The 13,674-nt window shown below is 70.0% G+C and carries 13 protein-coding genes; 10 read left to right on the top strand and 3 right to left on the bottom strand.

The annotated features are described in order from the left end of the window. The first annotated feature begins 44 nt into the window (after positions 1-44). From OHB01_RS16605 to OHB01_RS16620, 4 genes are all read left to right on the top strand, one after another. On the top strand, positions 45-875 hold the full coding sequence (locus OHB01_RS16605) for a hypothetical protein (RefSeq protein ID WP_328855612.1): 831 nt from the start codon (positions 45-47) through the stop codon (positions 873-875). A 6-nt stretch (positions 876-881) separates the two neighbouring features. Then, on the top strand, positions 882-1,451 hold the full coding sequence (locus OHB01_RS16610; RefSeq protein ID WP_142646606.1) for a hypothetical protein: 570 nt from the start codon (positions 882-884) through the stop codon (positions 1,449-1,451). A 146-nt stretch (positions 1,452-1,597) separates the two neighbouring features. Then, positions 1,598-2,167 (top strand): hypothetical protein, encoded by a 570-nt coding sequence (locus OHB01_RS16615; RefSeq protein WP_142646604.1) that lies wholly within the window; start codon positions 1,598-1,600, stop codon positions 2,165-2,167. A 140-nt stretch (positions 2,168-2,307) separates the two neighbouring features. Then, on the top strand, positions 2,308-2,769 hold the full coding sequence (locus OHB01_RS16620; protein ID WP_142646603.1) for a hypothetical protein: 462 nt from the start codon (positions 2,308-2,310) through the stop codon (positions 2,767-2,769). Positions 2,770-2,855: 86 nt separating this feature from the next. On the opposite strand, the gene OHB01_RS16625 is transcribed toward OHB01_RS16620, so the two are convergent. Further along, on the bottom strand, positions 2,856-3,512 hold the full coding sequence (locus OHB01_RS16625; protein WP_142616492.1) for an FHA domain-containing protein: 657 nt from the start codon (positions 3,510-3,512) through the stop codon (positions 2,856-2,858). Positions 3,513-3,693: 181 nt separating this feature from the next. On the opposite strand from OHB01_RS16625, the gene OHB01_RS16630 reads away from it, so the two are divergent. The 4 genes from OHB01_RS16630 (at position 3,694) to OHB01_RS16645 (ending at position 9,380) form a co-directional block, all read left to right on the top strand. Then, on the top strand, positions 3,694-4,815 hold the full coding sequence (locus OHB01_RS16630; RefSeq protein ID WP_142646601.1) for a citrate/2-methylcitrate synthase: 1,122 nt from the start codon (positions 3,694-3,696) through the stop codon (positions 4,813-4,815). Between the two features lie 45 nt (positions 4,816-4,860). Beyond that, positions 4,861-5,145, top strand: a complete 285-nt coding sequence (locus tag OHB01_RS16635) for a DUF3017 domain-containing protein (RefSeq protein WP_142646599.1) — start codon at positions 4,861-4,863, stop codon at positions 5,143-5,145. A gap of 107 nt (positions 5,146-5,252) precedes the next feature. Beyond that, entirely contained in the window at positions 5,253-6,470 is a 1,218-nt protein-coding gene (locus OHB01_RS16640) for an NADP-dependent isocitrate dehydrogenase (RefSeq protein WP_142646597.1), read from the top strand. Positions 6,471-6,824: 354 nt separating this feature from the next. After that, positions 6,825-9,380, top strand: a complete 2,556-nt coding sequence (locus tag OHB01_RS16645; RefSeq protein WP_328855613.1) for a protein kinase domain-containing protein — start codon at positions 6,825-6,827, stop codon at positions 9,378-9,380. Positions 9,381-9,647: 267 nt separating this feature from the next. Here the strand turns inward: OHB01_RS16645 and OHB01_RS16650 are convergent, their stop codons facing one another. Then, positions 9,648-10,211 carry a PadR family transcriptional regulator gene (locus OHB01_RS16650; RefSeq protein ID WP_328855614.1) on the bottom strand — a complete coding sequence of 188 codons (564 nt, stop codon included), beginning with the start codon at positions 10,209-10,211 and terminating at the stop codon, positions 9,648-9,650. 55 nt (positions 10,212-10,266) lie between these two features. Between OHB01_RS16650 and OHB01_RS16655 the strand changes: the two genes are divergently transcribed. Both OHB01_RS16655 and OHB01_RS16660 read left to right on the top strand, forming a co-directional pair. Beyond that, positions 10,267-11,697: an MDR family MFS transporter gene (locus tag OHB01_RS16655; RefSeq protein ID WP_142646591.1), complete on the top strand. Its 1,431-nt coding sequence runs from the start codon at positions 10,267-10,269 to the stop codon at positions 11,695-11,697. Positions 11,698-11,919: 222 nt separating this feature from the next. Then, positions 11,920-12,666: a CARDB domain-containing protein gene (locus OHB01_RS16660; RefSeq protein ID WP_142646589.1), complete on the top strand. Its 747-nt coding sequence runs from the start codon at positions 11,920-11,922 to the stop codon at positions 12,664-12,666. Positions 12,667-12,694: 28 nt separating this feature from the next. On the opposite strand, the gene galE is transcribed toward OHB01_RS16660, so the two are convergent. Continuing rightward, positions 12,695-13,648, bottom strand: coding sequence for a UDP-glucose 4-epimerase GalE (galE, locus tag OHB01_RS16665; RefSeq protein ID WP_142646587.1), 954 nt, complete (start codon positions 13,646-13,648; stop codon positions 12,695-12,697). Positions 13,649-13,674: the final 26 nt, after the last annotated feature.

Below are 13,674 nucleotides of genomic sequence, written 5' to 3' on the forward strand. Positions count from 1 at the left end.
GCCGCCCGGCGGATGAAAAACGTTCAGTGCAGGGAGATTGAGTAATGCCGTCCTTCGACAGCGCACGTGGCCGGTTCCGGCTTGGCCCGGCCCATTTGGGGGTCCTGGGCTGTCTTTACGAGGGGAGGGCGGTCACGGCTGACCTGGTGACTGCCCGGAACGAGTTGAGGGCCGTCGGTTTGATCAATGACGATGACGCCGTCGTCCCCGAGCTCGCTGACCTGACGGATGCCCTCGCCGAACCGATCGTGCTCGTCCAGATCGAGATGACCGGGGGCCAGGGCATGACGAACCACGGCGCGGTCGTCGGCAACGAGGCCTGTTACGTGTACGAGGGCTGGCCCGGCGAGCCGGAGCCGGAGTATGTCCCCACCGAACTCAGCACCCTCGTATGGTCACTCGCGCGAGCGGTGGGTCTGCGTGAGAGGGACGCCAAGCCACCGGCAGCCCCGATCATCACCACGACGATCGGTGTCATGGACGCCGGCTTCGTGGCGCTCGCCGAAGCGGACACCGACGACGTGGAGGAGACCGTCGCGCGGTTGCGCGCGGCGCTCGCCGCCGAGGGCGGGCTCACCGATCCCGAACTGACGGTCTTCACCCACCTGCTGCTTCAGCTCAACGGCAACTGGCGGATGACCGCAGCGTGGAACAACCGCGAGGGCAGGGGCACCGACATCCGAGGGATCACCGTGCTCGACTGCGGTCCCCTGGGCTACTGGCTACGGGAACGTCCCGCCGAGCCGGTCATGCCGGGGACGGTGACGCCCGACAGCGAGCTAAGGCTGGTTTTCACACAGACGCCGCGCGTCTGGGAGCTGATCACCGAGCTCCTCCCCAGCCTCGATCAACTTGCTGCCCCGGTGGGACGGTGATGTGCGATGTCGGATTTCACCTTCGAGCTTGTGCCGCAGAAGCCTTCTCGATCCGAGCGGAGGACCACCTTCCTGCTTCTGACCGGCACGGCGGGGCCGTATGGGGAGGTGTCTTTGAAAATCACCACCTATCCCGAAGAAGCCACGCTCCTTGCGGAGGGGCTGCCAGACGGCTCCATCTCTCATCCTGCTAATCCCGCAGAAGGGCTCATCGCTGTCGATGCCCGGACGCGACTGGCTGTCGGCGGAGTGACCGCCACTGTCACTCAAAACCGGCGCGCCTTGCGTAAGGAAGGACGTGGTCTTGGCATCAGCCTGGGTGATCGCCGATACACCTACCTCCGCCTGGACTCTGGAGAGGAGGAGCTACGGGACAGCGAACGAGGTGCGGTCACGCGGCGGCGCGGCCCCTTCCGCGGATCGAGGACCGTTATGGTCGTCCTGCCACCAGCCGATGGCACCGACCTGGCCCTTGCCCTGCTTTTGCTGGCTGCCGACACCACCCAGCTGACCGTGCCAGGGATGATCGTGTCCGGCATCATGTCGGTCTTCAACAATGGGCAAGGCAACATCTAGCGCCGCTGCGAAGATGGCGCTCTCAGCAGATGCCGGAAAAGCCCCAGCGCTTGCCGGCCGTCGAGACGCCGCGCGTCTGGGAGCTGATCACCGAGCTCCTCCCAGGCCTCGATCAACTGCCCGCTTCTGTTGGACGGTGAGGTACGGTGTCCGGTTTCTCTTTTGATCTTGTCGAGCGAGTGCCTGAACGCCGTCGTGAACGGAAGGTCACCTTTCTGCACCTGGTCGGCACGGCGGGTCCATACGGGGAGGTCTCTCTCCAAATTCCCAACTACCCCCGAGAGGCCACGCTGGTCGGGGATGGGCTGCCGGATGCGACGATCTCTAATCCGCTCGGCGCTTCTGGATACATCACCATCGATGAGCACACGCAGTTGACCGTGGGCGGGATCACCGCTCGTCTCTCCCGGAATCGGCGTGCTCTGCGTGCGGAGGACAGGGGCATCAGCGTCGTGCTGGGGGATCGCCACTACACCTACCTGTGCGGTCCAACAGGGCGGGAGGAACTGCGCGACAGCGAACGCGGTCCAGTGGTGTGCAGGGGGGCCCTTCGTTCCGGCGCGGCAAGAACCATGGTGGTCCTGCCGGACGCCGATGCCACCGATCTCGCGCTGGCCCTTGTCATGCAAGGCGCCGACACGAATGTGCTGACCGTCGGCGGAGTGATCCTCTCCGGCGCCATGTCGCTCCTGAACGGTTCGCGTCGTCACATATGACGCCCGTGTACGGCGGGAATCGTGCGTTGCTCATCTGCGGATACGCGACCTCATCGCCGGGCCTGGCATGCCCCGCGTCGGCTGGAGGTCGCCTGCCGGCTGCCGGCCGAATCGGTCGCTGATCATCTGAAGGGAGTCACTTGTCCGACACCGAGATCGTCTACCAGGAGCGGCCCGGAAAGCCGAAGTTGTGGCTCGGAGTGCCCTGGACACTGTGCGCCGTGCTGCTGATCTGGTCCTTCGGGGAAGCCTGGGTGCAGGATCACGAGCTCCCGATCGATGCCATGCTCGTCCTGACTCCGCTGTTCTTCGGCATCGCCTCGATCCCCGGGCTGGTCTCGCTGAGCAAGCGCCGCTACAACGCCATCACCCTGACGCCCCGGACGCTACGCGTGGGCCGTCACACGCTTCCCGTCGCCGACATCACGCTCCACCCGCCGGCCACGAGCCGTGCAGCTCGTCTGCTGGGCGGCGGGTACGACGTCCCGGTGGGCATGCATGCCGTCGAGCTCGGCGGGCGAGGTGGCGAGCGCTACGTGGTGGCGGTGATGAACCCGCAGGCGTTTCTCGCCGCGCTGACCCAGGTGATCGCCAAGGCGTGACGGCGAGCGCTAGTGGGCCGTGGGAACGCTCCATTGGCCGCCGGGGGTGGATGGCTTCCGCTCCCGGCGGCCGGTGTGCGGCTGGTTCAGGACGCCCGGCGGCCCGCGCTGGGGCGGGGCTGCGGCTCCGGCTCGGCCGGTCCGGTGGCCCGCTGCGGCGGCACGACCGGTGTGGGCCGCACCAGGCCGAGGGCGACGACCTCGTTGGCGAGCCGGGTGCGCCGGTTGGTGCCCTCCGGGATGCGGAACTTCTGGTAAAGCCGCAGCAGATGCTGCTTGACCGCCGCCTCGGTCACCACCAGGTCGTCGGCGATCTCCCGGGCCGTGGCGGGCGCCACGAACGCCTCGTCGGACAGCGCCGGACGGCACAGCGAGGTGAGGACGTCGACCTCCCGGCGGGTGAGCTCCGGCGCGGCGGCGCGGCGCAGCTCGACCTCGGGGGCGAGGTCCTCCCTCGGGATCCCGCCGACCCGGGCCCGGGCGGCTCCGAAGGAGACGACGTCGCCGTCGTCAAGCACCCTCCTGGCGATCGGCCTGCCGTTCACCCGGGTGCCGTTGCGGGACAGGCCCAGGTCCACGACGTACAGGTAGGGCCCGCGACGGACGAATTCGGCGTGCAGCCGTGACACGCTCGGATCCGTCAGCCGGATGTCCACGCCTCGGCCGCGGCCGATCGTGGTGACGTCGGGGCGCAGCGGCACCACCTCGCCGCTGTCCTCGATCCGTATGAACGGCCCCTCCACGGCAGTTCCTCCCCAGGTAGCCCGCCGTTACTTTCCCTATAGCTGCGGCTTACCCACCCGTGGCGAGGGGGAATCGCCTTTGCCAGGAGCAGAATCAATCCTGAAATTGGTCTGGACCTTTGAGGGGCGCTTTACCTGCTCACGGGTAGACTTCGGGCGGAGATAAGCGGAGGAAACACTTATGGCGGACAAGCCCACCAAAGGCCTCGCCGATGTCGTCGCCGCGTCCACAGCGCTCAGCGACATCGACGGCACGGCCGGCCGTCTCTTCTACCGTGGCTACGACATCCACGACCTGGCCGGCCACGCCACCTTCGAAGAGGTGGCCCACCTGCTCCAGCGCGGCACGCTGCCGACCCGCAAGCAGCTCGCGGACTACGGCGCGGAGCTGGCGGAGGGCCACACCCTGGGCTCGCTCGTCGAGAGCAACATCGCCGAAATCGCCGGGAAACAGGCGCCCATGGAGGCGCTGCGCACCCTCGTCTCGCTGGCCGGGGCCGACGACCCGGACAAGGACTCCAACGCCCCCGACGCCAACCTCCGCAAGGCCGCCAGGCTCACGGCGCAGCAGCCGATCCTCGTCGCCCGCTATCACGCGGCCAGGACGGGAGCCGACATCCCGGCGCCCGATCCCGAGCTGAGCACCGCCGCCAACTTCCTCCTGCAGATCACCGGCCGCCGTCCCGGGCAGCGCGAGGTCGAAATCTTCGACACCTGCCTGGTGCTGCACGCCGACCACACGATGAACGCCTCCACGTTCGCCGCCCGCGTGTGCGCCGCGACCCTGTCCGACATGCACTCGGCGATCGTCGCCGCCATCGGCACGCTCAAAGGCCCCCTCCACGGTGGGGCGAACGAGCAGGTCATGCGTACGCTGGAAGCGCTGGACCCGCGCGGCGTCGCGCAGGCCGTACGGGACAAGCTGGCGGCGGGCGAGAAGATCATGGGTTTCGGGCACCGCGTCTACAAGACCGAGGACCCCCGGGCGACGCACCTGCGGCGGATGTCGCAGGAGCTGGCCGAGGCCTCGGGCGACGACACCTACTATCGGATGTCGCGGGAGATGGAAGAGGTCGTCTTCGCGGAGAAGCACCTCTATCCGAACGTGGACTTCTACGCGGCGACCGTCTACCACTACCTCGGCATCCCCACGGACCTGTTCACGCCCGTGTTCTCGGTCAGCCGGATGTCCGGGTGGACCGCCCACGTGATCGAGCAGCACGCCGACAACCGGCTGATCCGGCCGGACAGCGAGTACATCGGAGAGCGCGACCAGAAGTGGGTGCCCATCGACGAGCGGTGACAGCGAGGAAGCGCCGAGGACCGCAGTTGCAGGCATGGGAGAGACGTGAGAACGAGCGAGCGTACGGCCTGGGGGCCGTACCTGCTGGTGGCGACGGGCGCGGCCGCCGGGCTGTGCGCGATCGGCGTGGGTGCGCCGGTGCCCACGGGTGGTGCGATCATGGGATGTGGCTTCCTCGCCGGATCCCTGGTCCGGGTGGCGGTCTCCGAACGGCGGGCGGGCGCGCTCGCGATCCGCGGCAAACGGGTGGACGCGCTCACGTTGGCGGCGTTCGGCGCGGCGCTCGTCATCGGCTCGCTGCTCATGCTGTTGCGGCTGCACGACTCGTAGGAACACGACCTCGTCGCGGGCTTACCACACCCGTCCGATAGCCTCAACGGCCAGTGAGCCTCAAAAAGGACGTGCTGGCCAGTTAATTCAGAAGGGGAACCCCACGCATGCCCAAGATCAAGGTAGCGGGTCCAGTCGTCGAGCTCGACGGCGACGAGATGACCCGGATCATCTGGAAGTTCATCAAGGACCAGCTGATCCTTCCCTACCTCGACGTCGACCTGAAGTACTACGACCTCGGCATTGAGAACCGCGACGCCACCGACGACCAGGTCACGATCGACGCCGCCAACGCCATCAAGCAGTACGGCGTGGGCGTGAAGTGCGCGACGATCACGCCGGACGAGGCCCGCGTCGAGGAGTTCGGCCTGAAGAAGATGTGGAAGTCCCCGAACGGGACGATCCGCAACATCCTCGGCGGTGTCATCTTCCGCGAGCCGATCATCATGTCGAACATCCCGCGGCTCGTCCCCGGCTGGACCAAGCCGATCGTCGTCGGCCGTCACGCCTTCGGCGACCAGTACCGCGCCACCGACCTGAAGATTCCCGGCGAGGGCACGCTGACGCTGACGTTCACGCCCAAGGACGGCAGCGAGCCGATCGAGCTCAACGTCTTCGACTTCCCCGGCGCCGGCGTCGCCCTGGCGATGTACAACCTGGACGAGTCGATCCGCGACTTCGCCCGCGCCTCCATGCGGTACGGCCTCGACCGCGGCTACCCGGTCTACCTGTCGACCAAGAACACCATCCTCAAGGCGTACGACGGCCGGTTCAAGGACATCTTCGCCGAGGTCTACGAGACCGAGTTCAAGGCCGACTTCGAGGCCGCCGGGATCACCTACGAGCACCGCCTGATCGACGACATGGTGGCCGCCTCCCTCAAGTGGGAGGGCGGGTACGTCTGGGCCTGCAAGAACTACGACGGCGACGTCCAGTCGGACACGGTGGCGCAGGGCTTCGGCTCGCTCGGCCTCATGACCAGCGTGCTCATGACCCCCGACGGCCGCACCGTCGAGGCCGAGGCGGCGCACGGCACGGTGACCCGTCACTACCGCCAGCACCAGCAGGGCAAGCCGACCTCCACCAACCCGATCGCCTCGATCTTCGCGTGGACCCGCGGCCTGCAGCACCGCGGCAAGCTCGACAACCAGCCTGAGGTCATCGACTTCGCCGAGAAGCTGGAGCAGGTCTGCATCGAGACCGTCGAGGGCGGCCAGATGACCAAGGACCTCGCGCTCCTGGTCGGCGGCGACGCCGAGTGGCTGACCACGCAGGACTTCCTCGCGGCTCTCGACGAGAACCTCAAGAAGAAGATGGCGCAGTAACGAGTGCGCGCTTGGCGGCGTGCCTCGGAACACGCCCTGAAACGTGCCCTGTAACGGGCCTGGAAACGGGCCTCTGCCTGCGGTTCTCCACCGCCGGGCAGAGGCCCGTTCGCTTTACGGACCGGCTGCCGGCCGAGCGGCCGCCTGGACGGCGCGGAAGGCGGCGCGGGCGCCGTACGGCCGGGCGGTCACACCCCGGGCCGTCCGAAACTTTCCGGGCGGCCCGTTTCCGTCACTCGGAGGTAGGGGCCGCTCGCCGCATTGTCACGGTTTCCTGACGTCACGGCGCGGTATCGAGCCGCGGAACCGTCGCACCGGGGCCGTAAAGTTCTGGTGCCGGTAGTTTGCCGAATCGTGGGGAACGGAATGCCGCAGATCGCGCCGTTGCAACCGGGGGATCCGACCAATCTCGGTCCCTTCGTGCTGTCCGGCCGTCTCGGCGAGGGCGGGCAGGGCGTGGTCTACTTCGGCCAGGACGAGGCCGGAGAGCGGGCCGCGGTCAAGCTGCTGCACGTCAAGTTCTCCGGTGACGCGACGGCCAGGTCCCGCTTCGCGCGGGAGCTGCGCGCCGCCCAGCGCGTGGCGAGCTTCTGCACCGCCCGGGTCCTGGCGGCCGACCTGGAGGGCGACACGCCCTACATCGCGAGCGAGTTCATCGACGGGCGTTCGCTGCGCGAGACCGTCGAGGAGGACGGGCCGCTGACCGGTTCGAGTCTGGAACGGCTGGCGGTCGGCACGGCCACCGCGCTCACCGCGATCCACCAGGCGGGCATCGTCCACCGCGACTTCAAGCCCGACAACGTGCTGCTGGCCGTGGACGGCCCGCGGGTGGTGGACTTCGGCATCGCCCGCATCCTCGACTCGACCGCCACGATCACCAGCCGGGCGATCGGCACGCCCGCCTACATGGCGCCCGAGCAGATCTCCGGCGGCACGGTCGGGCCCCCTGCCGACGTGTTCTCCTGGGCCTCCACGATCGCGTTCGCCGCGACCGGCGACGTCGTGTTCGGAGGCAACTCGATCGCGGTCGTGCTCAACCGCATTCTCAACCACGACATCGACACCGGGATGCTGCCCGAGCCGCTCGGCGGAGTGGTCCGCGCGTGCCTGCGCAAGTCGCCGGACGAGCGCCCGGCGGCCGACCAGATCCTGCTGCGCCTGCTGGGCCGCGCGGTGTCGGGCGACGCGTCGGCTGTCGTGCTGTCCGAGGGCGCCGCGCACGCCGCCGACCCCGACGCTCTCGCGCGTACGGGGCCGGTCCGCGCCCCGGCGACGGGCGGCGCCGGTCGGCTGCCCACGGGTGGCGCACGGACCGGAACCGGTGCGGGGGCCGGGAGCGGCCCGGCGGTCGGGAGCGGCCCAGGAGCCGGGAGCGGCGTATGGACCGGCACAGGCGACCACGCCGGTCATGCTGGGAACGCCGGTCAGGCCGGTCACGCCGCGAACGCCGGTCGGGCTCGGAACGCGGGTCATGCTGGGAGCGTCAGCCAGGGTGGTCACGGCGGAAACGCCGGTCAGGCCGGTCACGCCGGGAACGTCGGCCAGGGCGGTCACGCCGCGAACGCCCGTCAGGTCGGCCAAACCGGTCACACGGGGAACATCAGCCAGGGCGGTCACGCCGCGAACGCCGGTCAGGCCGGGAACGACGCGTCGACCGGGGCGTCTCAGTCCGCCTCGTTGTCCGGCCCCACCAACCCCAGGTTCGGCGCTGTCCCACGCGAGGGCACGGGGGGCCTCGGTGGTCACGCCACCGTATGGCCTGTTGTGGCGGCTTTCGACGCGGCGGGGCCCGTACCGGCCAGGCCCCTGCCAGGCGGAACGGGATCTGCTGGCACCGGGCCGGCTGAGACGGGGCCGGGCGATGCCGGGGCATACGGCGTGCCGGACGCGACCGGGACGTACGGGATGGAGCCGGGCGGGACCGGACCGGGTGGCACAGGGCCCGGCGACACGGGGCCCAGCGGCACAGGGCCCAGCGGCACAGGGCCGGGTGGTGGGGCACGACGTCGCCGGAGGGGCCTCTTCGGCGCGCTCGCGGCCGTGCTCGCCGTCGTGGCCGCCGGGACCGCGATCTTGGCCGCCAAGACCGGCTTCGCGTTCGGTGACGCGAGCGAGGACGGCGCCACCGGCGCCGTGGTCACGCCGCGGCCGAAGCCGGCGTACGGCTCGGTTTATGACAAGGCGCGGCAGACCAAGCGGCTGACGATCGGTGTGCGGTGGGACGTGCCCGGGGTCGGTCTGGAGCAGGCGAGCGGGTTCAGCGGGTTCGACGTGGACGTCGCGACGGCCATCGCCAGGCGCCTGAACGTCCCCGCGAACGGGATCACCTTCCGCAGGCTCGGCGTCGGCGACCGGGTGCGCGCGCTGACCGACGGCACGGTGGACATGGTCGTGGCGACCTACTCCTACGACGACAACCGCAACGACGCGGTCACGTTCGCCGGGCCGTACTACACGGCCCACACCGACCTGCTGGTGCTCTCCGGCTCGCGCATCAAGAAGCTGGCGGACCTGGCCGGGCGTCGGATGTGCGCGCCCGTCGGCAGCGTCAGCGCCCGGCTCGTCGCCGACAAGGTGGGCGTCGAGCAGGTCCCGGTGAACGACTACGCCGAGTGCATGAACCTGCTGACGCGAGGCGAGGTCGACGCCGTCCCGGGGGACGACCTCATCATCGCCGGTTTCGCCAACCGCGTGGCGAGCCTGAAGCTGTCGGTGCTCGGCGTGCGGCTGACCGACCAGCGCTACGCCGTCGGCCTGCCGAAGAGGGACCTGCGCACCTGCCGCGCCGTGGAGGACGCGATCAGCGGCATGTACGGCGACGGCACGATGCGTGACCTGCTGCGCAAGCACTTCGGCAACGTCGACTTCGCTCCTGAGCAGGACGTCCCGCCCAAGCTCGCCTGCCGCTGACCCCGCACTCCGGTCGGCCGGGCGTGTGGTGCGTCATGAGCGCGCCGCTGCCGGCCGAGCGCTCACACTCCGGCTCGCCGAGCCGGCACTCTGATCGGCTGAGCCCCGCGCCACGGCTGCCCGAGCCCGCGCCCTGGCTCCGCTGGGCCCGCACTCCGGTCCGCCGGGTGTGCGGCGCCTCATGTCCGTACTCCGGCCGGCCGGCCGGGCGGGCGGGGTCCAGGCCCGAGGCCCGGTCGCCCGTCGGGGCTCAGGAGGCGTCCGGGCTCAGGAGGGGTTCGCGCCCTCCTCCGTGGAGGTCTGGCGGCCGATTTGGGCGATGGCGTCGTCGGCCCACTGCAGGGAGGTGCGGACCTGCCGGAGGCCGAGGTCCAGGGCGAGGTCGCCGAACCTGACCCCGGACGTCCTCTCCGGGGTGGAGGCGGCCTGCTTGGACGCCCGCAGGGCCTCCAGCTCGGCCAGCTTGTGCTCCATGTGGCTCTTCAGCCGTTCCAGCACGTCGAGCGCCTCGCGTGGTTCGAGTAGCGGGAGCAGGAACGCCTGCAGCGCGACCTCGCTGCGCGTCGGACCGGTGGGGTCGTGCCCGATCAGCCAGGCGCGCAGCTCCGCGCGGCCTTCCGGCGTAATCGAGTAGATCTTCCGCCCCCGTGCGCCCTCCGCCTCCACCGTGACCAGCCCGTCGGCGGTCATCTTCGCCAGCTCGGGATAGATCTGGCTGTGCCCCGCCTGCCAGACGTGGGCCACCGACCTCTCGAACCCCTTGGTCAGGTCGTAGCCGCTGGCCGAGCCGTACGCCGTCAGCAGACCGAGAAGGGCGATGCGCAGGGACATGCCCCCACTATACCTAAGGATTGACATGTAAGCTCTTACATGTCACCTTCGACATATGCGATCCAGAAACGGACTCCTCCTTTTCGCCGTGCTCGGCGGCATGTTCCTGGCGATGCTCGACCAGACGATCGTCGGCACCGCGCTGCCGAGGATCACCACCGAGCTGGGCGGCACCGACCTCTACACCTGGGTGGTGACCGCCTATCTTCTCACCTCGACCGTCACGGTCCCGCTGTACGGCCGGCTCTCCGACGCGTACGGGCGAAAGCCGCTCCTGCTGATCGGGGTGGTGTTGTTCCTGCTCGGCTCGATCCTGTCCGGGGCGGCGCAGACCATGGGGCAGCTCATCGCCTTCCGGGGCGTGCAGGGGCTCGGCGCGGGCGCGCTCCTGCCGCTGTCGCTGGCGCTGGCGCTGGACTCGTTCCCGCCGGAGCGCAGCGGGCGGGTGCAGGGCGCCGTGGGCGCCGTCATGGCGCTGAGCTACATCGCCGGGCCGTTCCTCGGCGGCCTGTTCACCGACCACGCGAGCTGGCGCTGGGCCTTCTACGTCAACGTCCCGATCGGGGCCGTCCTCGTGGCCATCATCGTGTGGCGGCTGCCGCACCGTCCCGGGCACGGTGGGGCGCGGCCCGACTATCTCGGCATCGCCGTGTTCAGCGCCGCGATCAGCGCCCTGCTCGTCGGCCTTACCGAGAAGGGGATCGACGGCCACACCTGGACGAGCGGGCCGGTGGCCGGGCCGATCGGCGCGGCGCTCGCGCTGCTCGTGGTGTTCGTCCTCGTCGAACGGCGGGTCGCGGAGCCGATCGTGCCGCTCCACCTGTTCGCGAACGGCACATACTCGCTGGTCAACGTGGCGTCTTTCTTCACGGCGTTCTGCCTGTACGCCGGGGTGGTCTTCCTGCCGCGCTACTTCCAGGAGGCGCACGGCCTGAGCGCGACCTCCTCGGGGCTGCACATCTATCCGCTGATGCTGGCGATGGTCGTGGGCAGCGCCGGCACCGGCGCCCTGATCGCGCGTACCCGCCGCTACAAGCCCTGGCTGGTGATCGCGCCGGTCTTCCTCGTCGCGGGCACGGCGCTGTGCGCGAACCTCGAAGTCGGCACCTCGACTCCGCTGCTCGTCGTGTGGATGGCGCTGATCGGGCTCGGCATGGGGCCCATGCTGTCGGGCCTCACCGTGGCGATCCAGACCTCCGTGCCGGCCCGCTACATCGGCACGGCCAGCGCGAACCTGACGTTCTTCCGGCAGATCGGCGGCTCGGTGGCGCTGGCCGTCGCGGGCACGGCGTACACGTCCGTGGTGACGCGGGAGGCGCCGATGCACGGCCTGCCCGCGGCCCACGCCGCCGCGACCGCGACCGTCATCCCCTGGCTGGGGGTCGTGGGCGCGGTCGTCGCCCTCCTCGCGCTCGCCCTGCTGCCTCGGGGCGGCGTGCCGCTCGACAGGCGCGCGCCGCGGCAGGAGGACCTCGTCGCGGCGTGAGAAGGCACGTCAGCGGCGCTTCGAGCGGCGTGTCGGACGGTGCGCGGGGCCCGTCCGACACGGTTGAATTGATCGCAAGCGTTCGGGGGAGCGGCAGTGGGTCGTAGGGTCGTCACGGGTTTCACGGGTTTGGTCTGTGTGTTCGCCGCCGGAGCGCCTCATCCGGCGCTCGCCGTCACCGGGGAGCCACCCCGGCCGGCACCGGTGAAGGATCAGTGGGGCATGGCCGACCTCACGGTCGGCATCACCGCCACGCCGAAGGTGGCGCAGCCGGGGCAGCCGTTGACCTATCACGTCACCGTGCACAACAAGGGCCCGGGTGACGCCGTGCTGCCGACGCTGCGGGTCGCCCTGCCGAAGGACTTCCAGATCGTCAACGTGGGCGTCGCCGAGTGCGAGCCCGGCAAGGCGCGCAACCGGGTCGTCTGCCATTCGTCCGACGACGTCCTGCCCGGCGGCTCGGGCGACATGACGATCACCGGAGTGATCGCGCCGGGCGCGCACGGACCGCTGCGGGCGCGGGCCGATCTGACCTCCGAGGTGCTCGACAAGGACGAGACCGACAACAGGGCCGAGGTGGTGACCCGGGTCGACGAGGGGGCCGACCTGTCGATGCGGTTCCGCTCCTCGGCCAGGTTCGTCCGCCCGGGTCACTGGTTCTCCGTACGGGCCGAGGTGCGCAACCGGGGGCCGCGCGTCGTGCGGGACGCCTACGTGTTCTTCCAGCCGCGCCGGGCCCGGCTGCTGTCCGCGCGCGGCGGGCGCTGCCGGGGGAACCGCCAGTTCGTGGGGTGCTCGCTGCCGCCGATAAGGTCGGGGTCGCGGGGGCTGATCGAACTCGTGTTCCGGGTGCCGTCCCGGGCCTCGCACGCCGTGGCGACGATGGCCACCGTCTATTCGCGCCGGTACGGCGACCGCCGCCCGGCCAACAACAAGGCGAGCGTACGGGTGGCCCTGCGCCGAGCGTGACCCGGCGGCGTCGATGCGGGCGCCGGGCTCAGGCGGTCTTGGTGGAGGCGGTCCAGGCGTCGGTGACCATGTCGCGAAGCGACGCGTGGGCCGGCTTCCAGCCCAGCTCGTGCTGGATCTTCTCCGACGACGCCACCAGCACGGCCGGATCGCCGGGACGGCGCGCCGCGACGGTGGTCGGGATGGGGTGCCCGGTCACCTCGCGGCAGACGTCCACGACCTCCTTGACCGAGAAGCCCGTGCCGCTGCCGAGGTTGTAGATCCGGTGCTCGCCGGGCGTGCAGGCGTCCAGGGCGAGCAGGTGAGCGCGGGCGAGGTCGGCGACGTGGACGTAGTCGCGGATGCAGGTGCCGTCCGGAGTGGGGTAGTCGGTGCCGAAGACGCTGACCGACTCGCGCTCGCCGAGGGCGACCTTGAGGATGTTGGGGATCAGGTGGGTCTCGACCGTGTGCCGCTCGCGGAACTCGCCGTACGCACCGGCCACGTTGAAGTAGCGCAGGCTGACCGCGCCCAGGCCGTACATCCCGGCGAAGGCGGTCAGCGCGGTGTCAACGGCGAGCTTCGACGCACCGTAGGGGTTGCCAGGGCGGGTCGGGTCGGTCTCCAGGATGGGCGTGCGCTCGGGCTCGCCGTACGTGGCGGCGGTGGAGGAGAACACGATCCGGTTCACCCCGGCCTGCCGCATGGCGTCGAGCAGCGCGAGCGTGCCGCCGAGATTGTTCGACCAGTACAGCCCCGGCTTCTCCACCGACTCGCCCACCAGGGACTTGGCCGCGAAGTGGAGCACGGCGTCGAACCCTTCGGACAGCACGCCGCCCGCCTCGGTGATCGACGCCTGCACGAACGCGGCTCCCGCCGGAACGGCGTCGGCGTGCCCCGTCGACAGGTCGTCGAGCACCGTGACCTCGTGCCCCTCCTCCAGGAGTTGCGCCGCCACGACGCTGCCGATGTACCCGGCTCCACCAGTAACCAGCAGCTTCACTGTTCGCTCCTGTTCAGAAGTGTTGG

Source organism: Microbispora hainanensis, from assembly GCF_036186745.1.
In the GTDB taxonomy this organism is placed as follows: domain Bacteria; phylum Actinomycetota; class Actinomycetes; order Streptosporangiales; family Streptosporangiaceae; genus Microbispora.

Excerpts from the sequence above, each read along its gene's own strand:
- OHB01_RS16655 (WP_142646591.1), top strand. The coding sequence starts at position 10,267 with ATGCGATCCAGAAACGGACTCCTCCTTTTCGCCGTGCTCGGCGGCATG.
- OHB01_RS16660 (WP_142646589.1), top strand. The coding sequence starts at position 11,920 with ATGGCCGACCTCACGGTCGGCATCACCGCCACGCCGAAGGTGGCGCAG.
- OHB01_RS16605 (WP_328855612.1), top strand. The coding sequence starts at position 45 with ATGCCGTCCTTCGACAGCGCACGTGGCCGGTTCCGGCTTGGCCCGGCC.
- OHB01_RS16610 (WP_142646606.1), top strand. The coding sequence starts at position 882 with ATGTCGGATTTCACCTTCGAGCTTGTGCCGCAGAAGCCTTCTCGATCC.
- OHB01_RS16650 (WP_328855614.1), bottom strand. The coding sequence starts at position 10,211 with ATGTCCCTGCGCATCGCCCTTCTCGGTCTGCTGACGGCGTACGGCTCG.
- OHB01_RS16630 (WP_142646601.1), top strand. The coding sequence starts at position 3,694 with ATGGCGGACAAGCCCACCAAAGGCCTCGCCGATGTCGTCGCCGCGTCC.
- OHB01_RS16640 (WP_142646597.1), top strand. The coding sequence starts at position 5,253 with ATGCCCAAGATCAAGGTAGCGGGTCCAGTCGTCGAGCTCGACGGCGAC.